This is a genomic window from Nocardia sp. NPDC055050 (assembly GCF_053608345.1).
In genome coordinates this window covers 58,974-76,860 of record NZ_JBSGVG010000027.1, presented here as the reverse complement: position 1 = coordinate 76,860, position 17,887 = coordinate 58,974, and the positions used below count along the sequence as shown (strand labels likewise).

At 67.6% G+C, this 17,887-nt stretch carries 16 protein-coding genes; 7 read left to right on the top strand and 9 right to left on the bottom strand.

What is annotated here, in order from left to right; all coding sequences use genetic code 11:
• Nucleotides 1-120 precede the first annotated feature (120 nt).
• A complete protein-coding gene (locus ACWGCN_RS24850) occupies nt 121-987 on the top strand; it encodes a MetQ/NlpA family ABC transporter substrate-binding protein (RefSeq protein WP_387443010.1) in 867 nt (288 codons plus the stop codon).
• A 183-nt stretch (nt 988-1,170) separates the two neighbouring features.
• Here the strand turns inward: ACWGCN_RS24850 and ACWGCN_RS24845 are convergent, their stop codons facing one another.
• Nucleotides 1,171-1,707 (bottom strand): GNAT family N-acetyltransferase, encoded by a 537-nt coding sequence (locus tag ACWGCN_RS24845; protein ID WP_452459300.1) that lies wholly within the window; start codon nt 1,705-1,707, stop codon nt 1,171-1,173.
• 15 nt (nt 1,708-1,722) lie between these two features.
• Entirely contained in the window at nt 1,723-2,625 is a 903-nt protein-coding gene (gene ku, locus ACWGCN_RS24840) for a non-homologous end joining protein Ku (RefSeq protein ID WP_452459299.1), read from the bottom strand.
• A gap of 109 nt (nt 2,626-2,734) precedes the next feature.
• Between ku and ACWGCN_RS24835 the strand changes: the two genes are divergently transcribed.
• Nucleotides 2,735-3,802, top strand: coding sequence for a lycopene cyclase family protein (locus tag ACWGCN_RS24835; RefSeq protein WP_452459298.1), 1,068 nt, complete (start codon nt 2,735-2,737; stop codon nt 3,800-3,802).
• 207 nt (nt 3,803-4,009) lie between these two features.
• On the top strand, nt 4,010-6,397 hold the full coding sequence (locus tag ACWGCN_RS24830; protein WP_452459297.1) for an MMPL family transporter: 2,388 nt from the start codon (nt 4,010-4,012) through the stop codon (nt 6,395-6,397).
• 66 nt (nt 6,398-6,463) lie between these two features.
• Here ACWGCN_RS24830 and ACWGCN_RS24825 read toward each other — a convergent pair whose 3' ends face one another.
• Nucleotides 6,464-7,228 (bottom strand): SDR family oxidoreductase, encoded by a 765-nt coding sequence (locus ACWGCN_RS24825; RefSeq protein WP_452459296.1) that lies wholly within the window; start codon nt 7,226-7,228, stop codon nt 6,464-6,466.
• Nucleotides 7,229-7,351: 123 nt separating this feature from the next.
• On the opposite strand from ACWGCN_RS24825, the gene ACWGCN_RS24820 reads away from it, so the two are divergent.
• Both ACWGCN_RS24820 and ACWGCN_RS24815 read left to right on the top strand, forming a co-directional pair.
• A complete protein-coding gene (locus tag ACWGCN_RS24820) occupies nt 7,352-8,983 on the top strand; it encodes an ABC-F family ATP-binding cassette domain-containing protein (RefSeq protein ID WP_266290317.1) in 1,632 nt (543 codons plus the stop codon).
• Between the two features lie 126 nt (nt 8,984-9,109).
• The gene (locus ACWGCN_RS24815) at nt 9,110-9,382 is read left to right on the top strand and encodes a helix-turn-helix domain-containing protein (protein WP_378995318.1); all 273 of its coding nucleotides are present in this window, start codon (nt 9,110-9,112) and stop codon (nt 9,380-9,382) included.
• Between the two features lie 24 nt (nt 9,383-9,406).
• Here ACWGCN_RS24815 and ACWGCN_RS24810 read toward each other — a convergent pair whose 3' ends face one another.
• The 3 genes from ACWGCN_RS24810 to ACWGCN_RS24800 all read right to left on the bottom strand — a co-directional run bounded on the left by ACWGCN_RS24810 (nt 9,407) and on the right by ACWGCN_RS24800 (nt 11,510).
• Nucleotides 9,407-10,366: a hypothetical protein gene (locus ACWGCN_RS24810; RefSeq protein ID WP_449965846.1), complete on the bottom strand. Its 960-nt coding sequence runs from the start codon at nt 10,364-10,366 to the stop codon at nt 9,407-9,409.
• Nucleotides 10,367-10,381: 15 nt separating this feature from the next.
• The gene (locus tag ACWGCN_RS24805) at nt 10,382-10,801 is read right to left on the bottom strand and encodes a hypothetical protein (RefSeq protein WP_452459295.1); all 420 of its coding nucleotides are present in this window, start codon (nt 10,799-10,801) and stop codon (nt 10,382-10,384) included.
• A gap of 289 nt (nt 10,802-11,090) precedes the next feature.
• On the bottom strand, nt 11,091-11,510 hold the full coding sequence (locus tag ACWGCN_RS24800) for an acyl-CoA thioesterase (protein WP_387443027.1): 420 nt from the start codon (nt 11,508-11,510) through the stop codon (nt 11,091-11,093).
• Nucleotides 11,511-11,845: 335 nt separating this feature from the next.
• On the opposite strand from ACWGCN_RS24800, the gene ACWGCN_RS24795 reads away from it, so the two are divergent.
• Nucleotides 11,846-13,858 (top strand): thiamine pyrophosphate-binding protein, encoded by a 2,013-nt coding sequence (locus ACWGCN_RS24795; RefSeq protein WP_452459294.1) that lies wholly within the window; start codon nt 11,846-11,848, stop codon nt 13,856-13,858.
• Nucleotides 13,859-14,002: 144 nt separating this feature from the next.
• On the top strand, nt 14,003-14,824 hold the full coding sequence (locus tag ACWGCN_RS24790) for an alpha/beta hydrolase (protein WP_379314671.1): 822 nt from the start codon (nt 14,003-14,005) through the stop codon (nt 14,822-14,824).
• A gap of 83 nt (nt 14,825-14,907) precedes the next feature.
• Here ACWGCN_RS24790 and ACWGCN_RS24785 read toward each other — a convergent pair whose 3' ends face one another.
• From ACWGCN_RS24785 to ACWGCN_RS24775, 3 genes are read right to left on the bottom strand one after another with little or no spacing between them, the layout of a single operon-like run.
• A complete protein-coding gene (locus tag ACWGCN_RS24785) occupies nt 14,908-15,513 on the bottom strand; it encodes a response regulator (RefSeq protein WP_378995351.1) in 606 nt (201 codons plus the stop codon).
• Nucleotides 15,513-16,682, bottom strand: coding sequence for a sensor histidine kinase (locus ACWGCN_RS24780; RefSeq protein WP_378995306.1), 1,170 nt, complete (start codon nt 16,680-16,682; stop codon nt 15,513-15,515). The genes ACWGCN_RS24785 and ACWGCN_RS24780 overlap by 1 nt, the downstream gene beginning before the upstream one ends.
• Entirely contained in the window at nt 16,679-17,740 is a 1,062-nt protein-coding gene (locus ACWGCN_RS24775; protein WP_378995304.1) for a hypothetical protein, read from the bottom strand. Before ACWGCN_RS24775 ends, ACWGCN_RS24780 begins: the two co-directional genes overlap by 4 nt.
• Between the last annotated feature and the right edge of the window lie 147 nt (nt 17,741-17,887).

Sequence of the window (17,887 nt, the reverse complement as noted above, 5' to 3'; positions counted from 1 at the left end):
AATTGCTAGCAGAAGATGAACTCGGCCATCCAAGCTGTCGGCCCTACCCGCCGACAACGGTTTGACTTGCCATGAGCGAAATCCTCGCAAACACTGGGACGCCCGTCTAAATTGCGGACAATGCGAATCCTGCGCCGTCTGCTGGCGATTCCGGTCCTGGTCGCGCTGGCAACGGGGGCGGTGAGCTGTGGGCAAGACCACCCGGACGGCGTGGTGCGGATCGGTGTGAACGACATCGCACAACCGCACTGGGAGGTGTACAAACGCAAGGCGGCCGAGCAGGGCATCACTGTCGAGTACGTGAACTTCACCGACTACAAGCAGCCCAATCCGGCGCTGGCGCAGAAACAGGTCGACCTCAACAAATTCCAGCACGTGCGGTACCTGGCCAACTACAACGTGGCCAGCAACGACACGATCGTGCCGATCGGCGCGACCGAGATCTTCCCGCTCACCCTGTACTCCACGAAGCACACCTCGGTCGCCGAGATCCCGCGGGGTGGGCAGATCACGCTCAGCAACAATCCGGCGCAGCAGGTCCGCCCCCTGCTCGGGCTGTCGGCGGCGGGGTTGATCGTGCTGAAGGGTGGCGCGAGTTGGGACTCCACGATCGACGACGTCGACACCGGCGCTTCGAAGGTGCGGCTCACCACGATCGATCCGACGCTCACCGCGCAGTCGCTGGACAGCGTCGACGCGGCGTTCGTCGACGACACGTTCGCCGGGCCCGCCGGCCTGACCCAGCAGCAGGTCATCTACACCGACGACCCGGAACGTCCGGAGTTGAAGCAGTACATCAACGTCTTCGCCGCGCGGGCGGCCGACAAGGACAACCCCACCTACCTGAAACTCGCGCAGCTCTACCATGATCCGGAGGTGGTGGCCGCGGTCCAGGCGGAGACGGGCTACGCGGGAATCTTCAAGACCAACGACGCCGCCGATCTGCAAGCCACGCTGCGCGAGCTGGAAACGAAGTTCCGCAAGTAGTCGCGAACACCCCCGGCACGGTGGTTTCCAGGTGCAGGGGTGCGGATCACGGTGCACGCGGGCGACCACATATCGGCCACCACAGTCAGCTCGGCGCCGTCGTGCTCGTCTCGCGGCGTAGGAGCCACCCGCCGAGAACAGGCCCGACCAGGGTTGATGCGCTCGAGGCGCTTCGGCAGCGGGTCAGCGCAGCGGGTGCTCGACCGACAGTCTGCCGCGGCGGACGAGATCGCGTTTGGTGATCGGCGGCAGGGCGGCATCGTCGTCGGGGACAGCGGGGTTGGGCCGCACCAGCAGGGTGACGGTCGCGGCGGGCACGAATCCGCTGCTGGTCATCAGCGCGGCCGAGGCGCTGTTGCGGTCCTCGACATCGGTGACGATATGGCGGGCGCCGCGGGCGAACAACGCCTCCGAGCACACGTTCACCAGCCGCCGCGCGATCCCGTGGCCCTGCATATCGGGGGCTACCGCGATCCATTCCAGATACGCCCAGTCGTCGCGATGCTCGAACTCCATCGACCCGAGGACGAACCCGACCACCCGGTCGGAATCCAGGGCCACCCAGCAGGCGTTGTCGGGGCTGTCGAGGTGCTCGGCGACGGCCGTGAGCGACCACGACGTGTACGGCTTGATGGTGGTGTCGAAAACCTGATGGCCGAGGTCGAGGACTTGACGCAGGTGTCCCAAACCCATCGGCACGACAGCGATGGCGGTGTCCATAGCCGCCAGTGTGCCCTACGCGCCTTTGCGGGCAGCGGTCTTGGACGCGGTGGATTTGCTCGCGGCGGCTTTGCGCGGTGCGGGTTTCTTGGCGGCCTTTTTCGCGGGTTTCTTCTCCGGGGCGGCTTCGCGGCGCCCGCTGGTCTCGAGACTGCGTTGCAGCGCGGCGACCAGATCCACGACTTCGGCATCCGCCTGTTCGGCGGGCGCTGTCTCGGCGGCGGGCTCGACCTTGCCGGTGCCGCTGGCGATCGCCTCGTCGAGCAGCTTCTGCAATTCGATCTGGTATTCGTCGGTGTATTCGGACGGGTCGAAATCTCCTGACATCGATTCGACGAGGGTTTCGGCCATCTTCAGTTCTTGCGGGCGCGGGGCGGGTGCGTCGTCGAGCGACGGGAATTCGACCGCCCGCACCTCGTCGGGCCACAGCAGCGTCTGCAGGACCAGCACACCGTCACGCACGCGCAAGGCGGCCAGCCGGGTCTTCTGGCGCAGTGTGAAATGGACCAGCGCGGTCTTGTCGATGCGTTCGAGGGTCGCCGCCAGCAACTGATAGGCCTTCGGCGTCGTGGAATCCGGTTCGAGGTAATAGCTCTTGTCGAACAGCACCGGGTCGATCTGATCGGACGGCACGAATTCCAGCACGGGAATCTCATGTTTCTCCGCCGCGGGCAGTTTCGAGAAATCGGCGTCGGTCAGTACCACCTGCTCACCGTCCGGCGAGGTATAGGCCTTGTCGATATCGGAGTACTGCACAGATTTGCCACACACCTGACAGACCCGGTCATATTTGATCCGGCCCCCGTCCTTGGCGTGGACCTGGTGGAACCGAATGTCATGGTCCTCGGTCGCGGTATAGACCTTGACCGGGACATTGACCAGCCCGAAAGCGATCGAGCCCTTCCAGATCGATCTCATCCACCCATCATGGTCGAAATGTCGCGCCGGGGCGAGCAAGCGATCTCCAATAGGTGCCCGCCTGTGATCCGGCGGTGCTTGAAATCGTTGCGTCTGATCCAATTGCCGAGTGGGTGTCGAGGTGATCGTGTGCGGGATCGGGCCGGCGGGACGGGCCGTTGCCCATCGTGCGCTGGCGGCCGGGCGCGACGTCACTGTGATCGATCCGCGCCCGGATCGGGGATGGACGCCGACCTATGCGGCGTGGGTCGATGAATTGCCCGGGTGGCTCGATTCCGGCGTGGTCGCGGCGGCGATCGACGAGCCGACGGCGTGGGCGGTGCGTGAGCATCGGATCGATCGCACCTATCAGGTGTTCGATACGGCGGCGCTGCAGTCGTCGTTGACGCTGCACGGCGCGACCGTGATCGCGGACCGCGCCGTGGAGGTGAACACACGCTCGGTGCGGACGGCGGGTGGGCTGACCCGTACCGGGCAGGTGGTCGACGCGCGGGGGCTGGCCCGGTCGCCGCGTCGCGCCGAGCAGACCGCCTATGGGGTGGTCGTGGACCGTACAGGACTCGAGCCGACACTGTTCATGGACTGGCGGGCCGACAACGGGACCGATCCCGACGAGCCACCGTCGTTTCTGTACGCGATACCGCTGAGCGCCGACACCGTGCTGTTCGAGGAGACCTGCCTCGCCGGGCGACCCGCGCTCGCGCCGGACGTGTTGCGACGCCGACTCGAACATCGGTTGCGGGTGCGGGGGATCGCGCTCACCGGGGCCGAACCCGTTGAACGGGTGCGCTTTCCGGTCCAGGGCGGCATGCCGGGGCGCGGCAGATTCGGTGCGGCCGGTGGGTTGACCCACCCCGCGACCGGATACAGCGTCGCCGCCGCTCTCGCCGCCGCCGACACCGTTGTCGCGGGTGGCACGGTGTGGACGCCCAGCGCGCGGGCCGTGGCGGCCTTGCGCCGCGCGGGATTGCGCGCGGTGCTGGCTCTGCCGCCGCGCGAGGTCCCGGTCTTCTTCGAGACGTTCTTCGGTTTGCCCGCGCACCTGCAACGTTGCTATCTGTCCGGCCTCGATGACCTCGGTGGCACTCTCGCCGCGATGCGCGCGCTGTTCGCCGATCTTCCGCCGAATCTGCGCCGCACTGTCGTGACCTCGGTCGTCGGCGCGGCTCGTCGGTAGCCGACGCCGAGACCCGTCGCCGACCGGACGAACAAGGGTGTGCCAGAGGCCCGGCGGTGCCGCCACGAAGTTGCTACGATCGCCACGCGAACGCGCCGACCCGCCAACAGGATCGGGCCGACGAGGCGGGACGGCCGGAACTACTCCGAGCCCCCGCACGTCGATATGCGCCTCGCGCGATGGTGTGACGAGTTAGGGGACAATCCGGTGTTCGAATTCACCAGGCGGCGCAGTCGCTGGGTGCTCGGCGTTTTCGCGGTGCTCGCAGTGGTGCTCGGTGCACTGGGCGCGACGCTGTTCGAGCGGGTGGAGGGCGGCGGATACACCGACTCCGGGAGCGAATCCAGCCGTGCGCTGGAGGTGTTGGGCACCGAGTTCGGGCAGGCGCCGCCGAACCTGCTGCTGCTGGTGGAAACCGAGTCCTCGGTCGAGGACCCCGAATCCACCGCGGCGGCAACGGCATTGGTCGCCAACCTGCAGGAACGGGCCGGGGTCACCGAGGTGATGTCGTACTGGACCTCCCATCAGCCCGCGCTGCGCAGTGTCGACGGCAAGCAGGGTCTGATCGTCGCCAGTGTGCTCGGCAGCGAACGCGAGATCGACCAACGCGTCACCGCCATCTCCGAAGAGCTGACGGGCAAACAAGGATCGTTGCAGGTCAGGGCAGGCGGATTCGCCATGCTCATGCACGAGACGGTGCAGCAGAGCAAGACCGATATCGCCAAGGGCGAGGCCATCGCGTTCCCGCTCACCCTGATCGCGCTGCTGTTCGTCTTCGGCGGCCTGGTCGCCGCGAGCCTGCCGCTGCTCGTCGCGATCGGCACCGTGCTCACCACCATGGGCGCGCTGTGGTTGCTCACCCTGTTCACGCCGCTGGCCGTCACCGCAACCAATGTGGCGACGCTGCTCGGCCTCGGTCTGGCCATCGACTACAGCCTGCTGATCGTCAGCCGCTACCGCGACGAACTGGCCGAGGGCCGCACGCCGGCGGGCGCGGTGGCCACCACCCTGCGCACCGCGGGCCGCACCGTCGCGTTCTCCGCGCTCACCGTCGCGGTGGCGCTGGCCGGGTTGCTGTTCTTCCCGCTGCTGGCGATCCGGTCGATGGGCTACGCGGGCATCGTCGTCGCGGCACTGACCGCGCTGGTGTCGCTCACCGCGCTGCCCGCCGCGTTGCTGCTGATCGGCACCCGCATCGACAAGGGACAGCTCGGCTGGTGGTTCCTGCGCGCGCCGCGTCCCGCCCCGGGTGAAGGCGCCTGGCACAAGCTGGCCACGGCCGTGATGCGCAAACCGATCTCGATCGGACTCGCCGTCACCGCGCTGCTGCTCCTGCTCGGTGCGCCGTTCCTCGGCGTGAAACTCGGATTCCCGGACGAACGAACACTGCCGGAATCGATGAACTCCCGTCAGGTCACCGAGATCGTGGCGCGCGACTTCGGCGAGAGCGACCAGCACACCCTCGTCGCCGTGCTGCCCGACAGCGCTTACAGCGCGGCGGGACTCGACACCATCGCGCGTGACATGTCCGACCTGGACAACGTCCGCCGCGTCGACACCGCCACCGGCAGCTATGCCCAGGGCGGGTTGCTCCTCGAACCCACCGCGGCCAACGCGCGGTTCCGGGTCGAGAAGGCCGTCTACCTGTCGATCGTGCCGACCACCGGTGACAGCGACGCCCTGGCGCACCTGGTCGAGCAGGTGCGCGCGGTGCGGACCCCGAGCGAGTTGCTGGTCGGTGGCGTGGCCGCCGCCAATACCGACTCGGTCGCCGCGATCGAGAACGCACTGCCGTGGGCGCTCGGCTTCGTGGTGATCATGATGCTGATCGTGCTGTTCGCGCTCACCGGTAGCGTGGTGCTGCCGGTGCTGGCGGTGATCCTCAGCGCGCTGAGTTTGACCGCGACCTTCGGTGCGCTGGTGTGGATCTTCCAGGACGGCCACCTGTCCGGGGTGCTCGGTTTCACCGTCACCGGAGACCTGTCGGCTACCGTCCCGGTGATGCTGTTCGCCGCCGCCTTCGGGCTCGCGATGGACTACCAGGTGTTCCTGCTGTCGCGGATCCGGGAGGAATACGACCGGACCGGCAAGAACGAGACCGCGGTCGCGCTCGGCCTGGAACGGGTCGGACGTATCGTCACCGCCGCGGCGATTCTCATCTCCCTGGTGTTCCTCGGCTTCCTCGCCTCCGACATCACCTTCATGAAGTCCTTCGGCATCGGCCTGCCGCTGGCCGTGATCGTCGACGCCACCCTCGTGCGCGGGTTCCTGCTGCCCGCCGCAATGAAGGTGCTGGGCGACGCGAACTGGTATGCACCGGAATTCCTGCGTCGACTCCACGATCGGTGGGGCCTGGACGAGGCCGGCTCGGCTCGGTCGAAACGTGAAGTGGTGGTGCGTGATCCGCTCGCCGCCAGGTCGGAGGAGGTCGTCGTCGTGGATCCACTCGCGCGGGCGGAGGCGGCGCGGGCGCAGGCGGCCAGAGCTGAGGCCGAGCGTGCCGACCCGGCGCGGGCCGAGGACGGTACGCGGGAGAACGCGCGGGCGCAGGAGAGCATCTCGGTCTCGACGGGCAGTCGCGAGACCTCGGACTGACAAGACGCAGCAGGGGCGGGCACGCCGAACCGCCGCCCGCCCCTGCGAGTTTCAGAGGTGGTGGGTTCAGATGCCGCCGGTGGACAGGAACCCGCCGTCGACCCGCACACAGTCACCGGTGATCCACGCTGCCTCGTCGGACACCAGGAATGCGATCAGCCGGGCCACGTCCTCGGGCTCGCCGAGTCGCTTCAGCGGATACACGCTCGCGGCACGCTCCTCGTCGTCGGAGTACAGCGCATCGGCGAACTTGGTCTTGACCACGCCCGGCGCCACCGCGTTGACGCGGATCTTCGGGCCCAGCTGCCAGGCCAGCTCCTCGGTGAGCCGGATCAGCGCCGCCTTCGACGCGCCGTAGGCCGAGATCACCCCCGACGACCGGATGCCCGCGACGCTGGCCACGTTCACCACCGCACCACCGTGCTCGGCCATCCACGCGCGGTAGGCCTGCTGCACATAGCCCAGCGACGCCACCACGTTCACATCGAAGATCTTGCTGACGCCACCCAGATCGGCGTCCATCAGCGGACCGTAGACGGGGTTGATGCCGGTGTTGTTGATCAGGATGTCGAGCGAGCCGTACTCGGTGACGGCTCTGGCCACGGCTTCCGCGCGTGCGTCGGCATCGCCCGCGTTGCCGGCGAGATAGCTCACCTGACCCTGGTGGCCCAGCGCGCGCAGCTCGGTGGCCGCGGCCTCCAATGCTTCGGGTTTACGCGCGGTGATCAGCACGTTCGCGCCCCGGCGCAGCAGTTCGGCCGCAGTCGCGAGGCCGATGCCGCGACTGGCTCCGGTGACGAGGGCGGTCCGGCCAAGGAGATCGGTAGTCATGGCACGAGAGTAACCACGCTCACATCGGGCAGCGCCGGGTTCGGCTTCCGGAAGCGTCGACGGTAAAATAAGTGGTTCTTGCCGATATGCCCTTCCCGTTTGTCTTACTCTGAGGAGAACTCTGTGATCACGGCGACCGACCTGGAGGTCCGGGCCGGAGTCCGTACCCTGCTCTCGGCTCCTGGGCCGGCGCTGCGGGTGCAGTCCGGCGACCGGATCGGACTGGTCGGTCGCAACGGTGCGGGTAAGACCACCACCCTGCGCATCCTCGCGGGCGAGGGCGAGCCGTACGCCGGAAAGATCACGCGCTCCACCGACATCGGCTATCTGCCGCAGGACCCGAAGGAAGGCGATCTCGATGTGATCGCCAAAGACCGGGTGCTCTCGGCGCGCGGGCTCGACGTGCTGCTGCGCGACATGGAGAAGGCCCAGGTCGAGATGGCCGAGGTGGCCGACGATGCCGCTCGCGACAAGGCGATTCGCCGGTACGGGCGCCTCGAGGACCAGTTCTCCTCGCTCGGCGGCTACGTCGCCGAGAGCGAGGCGGCCCGCATCTGCAACAGCCTCGGCCTGCCCGACCGCGTCCTCGATCAGCAGCTGCGCACCCTGTCCGGTGGTCAGCGCCGCCGCATCGAGCTGGCCCGCATCCTGTTCTCCGCCTCCGACGGCTCGGGTGGGCGCTCCGACCGCATCCTGCTGCTCGACGAACCGACCAACCACCTCGACGCCGACTCCATCACCTGGCTGCGCGGGTTCCTGCAGAACCACGACGGCGGCCTGATCGTGATCAGCCACGACGTGGAACTGCTCGGCGACGTGGTCAACAAGGTGTGGTTCCTCGACGCCGTGCGCGGTGAGCCCGACGTCTACAACATGGGCTGGAAGAAGTACCTCGACGCCCGTGCCACCGACGAGCAGCGCCGCGTCCGCGAGCGCGCCAACGCCGAGAAGAAGGCGGGCGCGCTGCGTCAGCAGGCTGCCAAGCTCGGCGCGAAGGCCACCAAAGCCGCTGCGGCACACCAGATGGTGCGTCGCGCCGAACGCTTGATCAACGAGCTCGACGACGTGCGTGTGAGCGACAAGGTCGCCCGTATCCGGTTCCCCGAGCCCGCGGCCTGCAGCAAGACGCCGCTGATGGTGAAGGACCTGACCAAGCTCTACGGTTCCCTGGAAATCTTCACCGGCGTGAACTTCGCCGTCGACAAGGGCAGCCGCGTGGTGGTGCTCGGGCTCAACGGCGCCGGCAAGACGACCATGCTGAAACTGCTCGCCGGTGTCGAGACGCCGACCGCGGGCGGCGTCGAGCAGGGCCGTGGGCTCAAGGTCGGCTACTTCGCCCAGGAGCACGACACCCTCGACGACCAGGCCTCGGTGTGGGAGAACATCCGCCACGCGTCTCCGGACGCGGGGGAGCAGGAGCTGCGCAGCCTGCTCGGTGCGTTCATGTTCACCGGTCCGCAGCTCGACCAGCCGGCGGGCACGCTGTCCGGCGGTGAGAAGACGCGTCTGGCCCTGGCCGGGCTGGTGTCCTCGGCGGCGAACGTGCTGCTGCTCGACGAGCCGACCAACAACCTCGACCCGGTCTCGCGCGAGCAGGTCCTCGAGGCGCTGCGCACCTACGCGGGTGCCGTGGTACTGGTGACGCACGACCCTGGCGCGGCCGAGGCGCTCAACCCGGAGCGGGTCATCCTGCTGCCCGACGGCACCGAGGACCACTGGTCCGCGGAGTACGCGGAGCTGATCGACCTCGCCTGATCCGTGGTGAAAGGCTGTGTCGTGGCGGAACTCGCCGGGATCGCGTGAGTTTGATCACTGTTTTCGTTGATCACCGAGTGCGGAGTGTCTAGCCTGGAAGAAGTGCTCGGCGACTCGGAGGAAGCCATGAGCGACAGTGCCAGACAGGCCGCTAGGTCGGCCAAGGGTAAATCGACGATCGGCAAGTCAGCCCTGGGTAAGGGCACCCGGGTGACGGGCAAGTCCCGCGACCGGCTGCAGACCCAGCTGAAGAAGCAGTACGAGGCGGGCGCGTCCATTCGCACCCTGGCCAGGTCCACCGGCCGCTCGTACGGCTTCATCCACAATGTGCTGGTCGAGTCACATGTAGAACTGCGTGGGCGCGGCGGCGCCAATCGGCGCAAGAATCCGGCCGACTGAATCGCGCGCCACGCGACGGTGTCGCTACCAGCCTGCGACGGCTCCGTCGCCACGGACCAGCAGATTGGCCAGGCTGGCGAACAGTGGCAGCCCGGTCTTGATCTCGAGGTACGCGAACTGTCCCTGCGGGTTCACCTCGAGGAAGTAGTACTCGCCGTCGCTGCCGAGGCGCAGATCGACCACGCCGAAGCTGAGTCCGAGCGCGCCCATCAGGGTCGCGAGGGACTTGCTGACCGACGCCGGTAGCCGATCCGGTGCGAACGCGACCGAGGTGTCGAGCCGGGAATCGATGCGCCCGACTCCCGCCTGGGAGTCGATGCGCACACTCCACTCGACGCCGTCGACCCAGACGACCCGAAGATCGCAGCTGGCCTCCACGTAATCCTGGAACGTGGTCGGCGTCGACCGGATCGACTCGAGCTTGTTCAGCTCGGGCCTGGTGATGATCCTGGTCTCCGAGAATTCGCCACGGCCCGTGCCGGTGCGTTTGTACACCACTGGCCCGCACCGGGATTCGACGAAACTGCGCGCCTCGTCCGGGTCGTTGGTGACCAGCGTTTCCGGGATCGTGAAACCCGCCCGCTGCGCGGTTTCGAGCTGGACGATCTTGCGGCTCGCGGTGCGCTCGGCGGCCGGATCGTTGACCCAGTACGCCGGGATCGACCACAGCATGCCCTGCAGGAATCCGTCACACTCGGCCTGGCGGAACGCGTCGTCGGCCGCGCGCACACCGGTGGGCACCCGGCACGGGTGCGGCCTGCGCCACCACACCGCGCGGACGTCGTCGAGCCCGTGGACATGGGACATCGCGCGGTTGGTGCCCGCTTTGTCGAGCCGGAAACTCCCTGTCTCAGTGGGGAAGTCGCGCAGGTCGAGCCGGATCGGATCGAGCCCGTGGTGGTCTCGCAGGGTCGACGCCAGCGCATCGGCGTGCAGGTCGTCGGCTTCGGAGACGATGAGCACGGCGTCGGTAGCGCCTTCCATCACTTGCGCGCCGTTTCAGTCGAGGCTGTCGCAGTTGATGCCGTCGCGGAAGGTGAAGGTCGCCCCGGTGACACCACCTCGTTCGGCGATGCGCAATTTCGTCGCCCAGCTGCGGGTGGCGCAGGCGAGCTGCTCGTCGCCCAGCGCCTCCGACGGTTCCGGTGCGAGAGTGATCGGCCGGTCGACCAGATCGACGCGCATCCGTCGGGTGAAGTCGGCGGTGGCACCGGGACGGATATCGACCCGTACCTGACGTTCACCCGCGCCCACGCGGTCTTCGGTGAGTCGCACGACGTCGTTGCGGTCGAATGTCCAGGTTCCACCGTCGACGCGCACCGAGATGTCGCGCTCGGACTCGGCCACCAGCAATCCGCGCAAGGCGGGGCCCCGATCTCGGGACGACGCGGTAGCGGGGAGGTGGATGGCGTCGGTCATGGGCACTCACTCCGATCTTTCTCGTCTGCTCGCGATTTGCCAGAACCCCAAAAGGTGCTTCGGATCATAACGTGAACAGGTGGTCCGCCGAGCCGGTTCGCGAGATTTGCGGAGTGCCGGGCAAACCGCCGAGCGGCGCGTGATCGCCTTGCCGGGAAAGAATTTCGGACAACTCGGATGTTGCAAGCGTGTTCTCACCGGCAATCCGGCAGCAAACGCAGATGACAACGGCGCGGCGGGCGTCCCCCGGGTCCGTGCTGGAGGGTGCCTGCCGCGCCGTGTGTGGTCGCTAGAGGCCGAGCAGTTCGGGATTCTCGGCGAGCTCGCGGAAATGTTCGGCCGGGTTCGCGACGAGCCGGCGGGCTGTCAGATCCATCGCGCCCGCCACGACGGTGATCTCCGCGGCGACGGTTCCGTCGAGCTTGATGATCTGGTGGTGGAAGCGGAAGACCTTCTCGCCTTGCTTCCAGTCGAATACGCAAGTCACGGTGACCTCGTCGCCACCGCGCAGTTCGCGCTTGTACTTGATGGTCGACTCGAGCACCACCGCACCGACGCCGCTGGCGATGAACTTGTCCTGCGGGATACCCGCCGCGCGCAGCAGCTCCCACCGGGCGTGCTCGCCGTACTGGTGATAGACGGCGTGATTGAGATGGCCCTGGGTGTCGAGCTCGTAGCCGCGGACGAGGACCGGTACGGAGAACGTCATACGGTGTATAACCGGCGGCTCGCGCGTGCTTGTTCCCGGTGTGTGTGCAATCTCGGACACATTCCGAGCGGTCCGGTATGGCTGCCGTGGCCTTACGCCCATCGCGATCGTCGCCGCGCCGACCGGAAAATTCACGACGCGCGTGGGCTCTACCAGGTTGTTCGATCGGATTCGCGCTTGCCATTGACGGCGCCCGCGCGCTGGGTCATCATTGAGCCAGCGGGCATTCGCGTGCTCAAAATGGTTGTGAGACAACGAAGTTCCGGCCAGGTTGGGCTTTCTACGGCGCTTACGCCGGTGACCCCCGCTTCTCGGCCCCTCGCAGCGCACTCTCGATGACCCCATCAGCCCGGCCTTTCGGTCAGGGCTTTTTTGCTGCCCGAACAGGGCGAAATGGGCATCGCCAGGCTGCGACCGGCACCGAGAACATCTCCCGATCTCGACCGTATGACAGGACTGCAATGAGTTCACCCAAACTAGGGCGCGATGTCATCTTCGACTACATTCGCGACGCCGGCATCGAGTACATCTTCGGTGTTCCCGGCACCCAGGAAATCCCGCTGATCGACGCCACCACCATTCCGGAGAACGGTGTCGAGTACATCCCGACCCTGCACGAGAACATCGCGATGGGCGCCGCGATGGGTTATGCCCGCGCGTCGGGCAGGCCCGGCGTCGCACTGGTCCACATCACCCCTGGCGCCGCCAATATCGTCGGAAACCTTTTCGACGCGTACACCTCGAATATTCCGGTCCTCGTCCTGTGCGGCCAGCAGCACAGCGATCTGCTGATCCAGGAGCCGCTGCTGGGATCGGATCTGGTCCGAACCGCGGGCCAGTACACGAAGTGGGCACACGAGATCCGCAGCGCGGACGAGATTCCGCTCGTCATGCAGCGTGCGTTCAAAGAATTGTTCACGCCGCCGTTCCGGCCCGTGTTCGTCTCGGTGCCGTGGGATTTCCTGATCGAGCAGCCGACCTTGCAGGAACCGGCCCGCTCCACTCGGATCGCGCACGCGGTGACCGGCGACGAGGCCGGGATCGCTGCGGCCGTCGAGACTCTCGCCAACGCGAACAATCCGGTGCTGCTGGTCGGCGACGGCGTCGGCGAGGCCGGCGCGTGGCCGGAGATCGAAGGTCTCGCGAACCTGCTCGGCGCGGCCGTGTACTCGGAGTTCCAGGCGAGCCGGATGAACTATCCGAACGACCTGCCGCACTGGCAGGGTGAACTGGCACCCATCCAAGACGGCATCCACATGCAGTTGCGCGGCTACGACACCATCTTCCTGATCGGGGTGAACTCGCACGCCCAGATCTCGATCTTCCGCTGGGACAAGGGCCCGATCCTGCCCGCGGACCTGGTTCAGGTGGCGCTGCACAATGATTCGTGGCAGATCGGCAAGAACTACTTCACCGAGGTCGGTGTCCTCGGTGACATCAAGAAGACGCTGCCACCGATCATTTCCGGTATCGCCGCGAGCCCGCACTTCGACGTCGCGTCGGCGCAAGCGCGCAATGCGAACATTCTGCGGCTCGGTGCGCAACGCGACGCCGCGTTCTCGGCCGACGCCGATCAATTCCAGTTGCTCGATTCGGCGGCGGTAGCCGAACTCGAGACCGTCGACTCGGTGGTTTCGGAAGAATCGAAGGCCGCTGTCGTCGACGCCCCTGTGCCGATTCCCGGTCAGCAGGTGGCGTTCGCGCTGGCGGAAGTGCAGAAGACGCTCGATCGGCCGATCACCGTACTCAACGAAGCGTTCTCGATCGCCAGCAGCTTGCAGAAGGTGGTTCAGTACGATTCGCCGGACGCCTACTTCTGCACCTCGGGTGGTTCGCTGGGATTCTCGTTGCCCGCGTCGATCGGATTCTCCCTCGCCGTGCGGGAGGAGCGCTACATCGTCAATGTCATCGGCGACGGTTCGGCGCTGTTCCACACCAATTCCTGGTGGACCAGCGCCAAATTCGATCTGCCGGTGCTGTACATCGTCGTCAACGACGCGCAGTATTCGTCGCTGGTGATCGGGCTCGGGCTGATCGAACGCGTCTACGGCTGGCGGCCGACCAATCCGGCGACCTACCTGAGCCTGGGCGAACCCGAGCAGGATTTCGTCGACATCGCCAAGACCTTCGGCATCGACGGAAAGGTGGTCGACGACGGCCGCAAGCTGCAGCGCGCGATCGAACGCGGATTCCGGGCCGTCGCGGACGGCAAGCCCTATGTCCTCGATATTCGCACCACCCCTGCCCTGCCCCCGGCGCTGCCGCCCGCGGTGGATGTCCTGCTGGCCGAAAGGTCGAGTGCCGACGCGGAATACGTGGAGAAGCTGCGCGATATCGGCCCTCCGTGATCCCCGGGGTCAGCTGATTGTGCTGCCGAGTGGACGGCGACCGTGACATTTGCCATCGGTCGCCGTCCACATCGGTATCTACCTGCCATCGGAGCGGGCTGCGATTCTCAGTCGAGAGACCGACGCCTACGAGAATGGAACGCTATGCACAAGCTTGTCCGGCTCCGAAATGTCATGACACTGCTGGCCGCGACCGCGGTGTTCGCGACTGCCGCGTGCGGCAGCGACACCGAATCGGCCGACGCGCCGGCGCCCACTACGACCGCCGCTGCCGCCGTGGCGAAGCCGACCATCGTGCTGGTGCACGGCTCGTTCTCCGACAGTTCCAGCTGGGACACGGTCGCGGGCAAACTACGGGCGCAGGGCTACCAGGTGGTCCAGCCGGAGAATCCGTTGCGTGGACCGAGTTCGGACGCGGCCGCCGTCACCTCGGCGATCGCGAATGTCACCGGGCCGGTCGTGCTGGTCGGGCATTCCTACGGCGGTGCCGTGATCAGCAATATGCACCGTCCGGAGGTCAAGTCCGCAGTGTTCATCGCGGGCTTCGCCCCGGCGAAAGGCGAACCGGTACAAGCACTCTCGGATCCCGCGAAGTACCCGGGCAGCAAGATCGGTCCGGCGTTGCAGATCAAGCCCACCGATACCGGGGCCGAGGTCACGCTGAAACCCGAACAGTTCGGTGAGGTCTTCGCTCAGGACGTCAGCGCCGATGTCGCGGCGCAGCTCGCCGCGCGTCAGCGGCCTACCTCCGCGGCCGCGCAGGCCGAGCCGAGCGGGGACCCGTCGTGGGCGTCGACTCCGTCGTGGTACCTGATCTCGACCGAGGATCAGATCCTGCCGCCCGCGGCGCAGCGCTTCCAGGCCGATCGCGCGAAAGCTCAGGTCAGTGAAGTGAAGTCCTCGCACGCGTCGCCGGTGTCACATCCGGACGAGGTGGTCGCGACCATCACCGCGGCCGCCCGCTGAACCAGCGAAGCGCCGAAACCCGACGGCACTGTGCCGTCGGGTTTTCCGGCGTCCCGGCCAGGTGCTGTCGCGACCGGTCGAGCTCACAGCCAGCCGGCATTGCGGGCGATGCGGATCGCGTCGATGCGGTTGCGCCCACCGATCTTGGTGATCGCGTTCGACAAGTAGTTGCGCACCGTCGCCGGTGACAGGAACAGCGTGGTGGCGATCTCGTCGGTGCTGATCCCGGTCTCGGCCGCCCGGATCACATCGGCCTCACGGGTGGTGAGCGGACTGGTACCGGTCTCGAGGGCTGCGGCGACCAGGTCGGTGTCGATCACCCGCTCGCCGGCGACGACCTTGCGGATACTGTCGGCCAGCGTCTGCGCCGGTGCGTCCTTGACGACGAAACCGCGCACCTGCGCGTGCAGGGCGCGCAGCAGGTAGCCCGGCTGACTGAGTCCGGTCAGGATCAGCACCTGGGTTTCGGGGACCTGTTCGTGAATGAGCTTGGCGACGCTGAGTCCGTCCAGGCCCGGCATGTCGATGTCGAGCAACGCGACATCCGGGCGCGTGCGCAGGATCTCGTCGATGACATGGTCGCCACGGTCCAGTTCCGATACCACGTCCATGTCTTCCTCGCGGGAAAGCAGCGCCACCAGCGCGCCCCGGATCATGTGCATGTCCTCGGCGACGAGCACGCGAATCATCATGTCCCCCCTGGGATCTCGACGCGCAAGTGAAACAGGCCGTCCTTGCTGTGTCGCGCCGACACGGTACCCGACAACGCCGCCGTCCGCTCCGCCAGTCCGGACAGGCCGTTCCCGGAACCCGGCTTGCGGTGCGCCCCGTCGTTGACGATCTCCAAGAACAGCGTGCCGTCCCGCCGACCGGCTTCGATCCAGCACGTGCGGGCGGTGCTGTGCCGCAGCACATTGGTGATGCCTTCGCGAGTGGCCCACGCGAACGCGTCGTCGACCTCGGGCGCCAGCGGCGGAAGATCGATGTGATGGTGGGTGTCGATCCCGGCGGCCGACAACAGGGCGGTGGCCCCGGCGGCTTCCGTGCGCAGGGAGATGGTGTGCTCGCCGAGGGTGACTCGTCGCATCGCCTGCAGGGTCTCGCGGGCGAGTGCGGCGATGCCGTCGATTTCCGATCGTGCCGCGCCCGGATCGCTGGGCAGCAAGGCCGCGGCCAGGTCGCCCTTGAGCGAGACGGCCGACAGGCTCTGCCCGAGGAGATCGTGCAGGTCGCGCGAGACCCGAAGGCGTTCTCGGCCCGCGGCCTGCTCGGCGAGATCGGTGCGGGTGCGTTCGAGTTGGGCCACGGCGCGGACCAGCAGGGCCACGCCGACGAGGCACCCGGCGATGGCGGTGAACACGACCACCACCTCGATGGCGGCCGCCACCGGGTGACGCGACGCGATGCGGTCGGCGGCGAACAGCGTGCCGACCGCGGTGACGGCGATCGGGGCCGCGCAGAGGAGTACGCGCGGCAGGCCGCGTACGAGCAGTGCGGCCGAGGCGACGAAGAACACCTGGCTGATGCCCCACGCCGTCGGTGACCAGACCATCGGTAGGTACACGAGACCACTCAGCAGCGTGAAGGTCATGGGCCAGCCCCGCGGGCGAGGGTCGTCGGCGCTACCGGGCTCGCGGTCCGCGCCGACCGTGCCGAAGGCGTGGTACAGGTGCACGGCGACCACGGCGACCGCCAATATCCACCACAGCGAGGCCGGGCCTGCCTGCTCGGTTCCGGCGAAGGTCGCCCGTGCGGGCGCCAGCGCACCGGTAGCGCAGGTGGTCCCGACCAGGAGGAACCGCGCGGTCTGCGCGGTCGCCAGCCAGGGTCCGAGGAGCGGGCGCGACACCTCGGTCATCCGAGTTCCCCTGCCGTGGTGGCGGTTCTGGGCTCGATGGCGCAGTCGAGCTGCCAGCGACCCCCCACCTGGCGAACAGTGATCAGCACCGGTTCGGTCGGCCCGTCGCGCAGGAGCCGCGCCAGGAGGTGGCGCAGTTCGGCGCGCAGTGGTTCCTCGTACTGTGCCGGTGGCCCTTCGGCGGGCAGGTCGATGCGGGCAACGACGCCCGCAGCGGCGAGAAGTGTTGTAGTGGAAGCGAGCTCACGGCGAAAGTCGGTCTGCTGGACACTGCGGATCAGTTGCCGCGCCTGGGCGAGGCCGCTGCGCGAGGTGGCGACGAGCTCGCCGAGTTCGGCGCGCGCCGACACATGGTCGCTCCGCGCGGCGGAACTCGCCGCGCGATCGGCGGACTCGGTGATCGCCACCAGTGCGGTATGGACGGTTCGGGTGACCGTGCGGTCGATCCGCAGTCGTTCGCGGGCGACGGCCTGTTCGGCGAGCGCCGCCCCGGCACTGCGTAGCCGGCGCAACGCGACGACCATCCAGACCAGCGTGTAGACCGCGACCACCCGCATCGCGGTCGTGACCAGCAACCAGATCGCCTCCTGCTCGGTCGCGCCGAGCAGTGCCGCCGACGGCGCGACGGCGGCGATCAGCACCACCGCGATCGGCAGGGCGAGCACGGGTCGCAGCGTCAGCGCGACGACCACCGCCACGATGTGCACGGTGTTCAGCCACGCGACACCGAGGACCGGCGCCGCCCCGACCACCAGCACGGCCAGTAGCGCCGAGGTGATGGGCGCTGCCGGTGGGACGGCGTCGCGGACAGCGAAGGCGAGGTGGCGGAGGTAGAGCGACAGGCTCACCGCGAGCAGAGCGGCGGTCACGGCGAGGTCGGGTCGATGCCCGGTGTCGGTGGTGACGGTCGCGATCAGCGTCAGGGTGCCGAGCGCGAGCGCGGCCACGACAGTGCCCGCCGCGGCGATGTCCACGGCGTCGCGGGGAATCCGCGCCGACAGCCCACGCAGCACGCCGAGGGCGGCGCCGGTCCGATCGGGCCGGGTCGCGTTCGACAAGGGCGCACGTTCCAGTATCACCGCTACCACCCCATGACTGTTCCGCGAGCCGCGACCGCCCACCAGAAACCAATGTAGACGTTCACCGATGACATTCGTCATCGACGAATGTCCACATCTATCTCTAGCCGTGGTTCGAGACCGTGC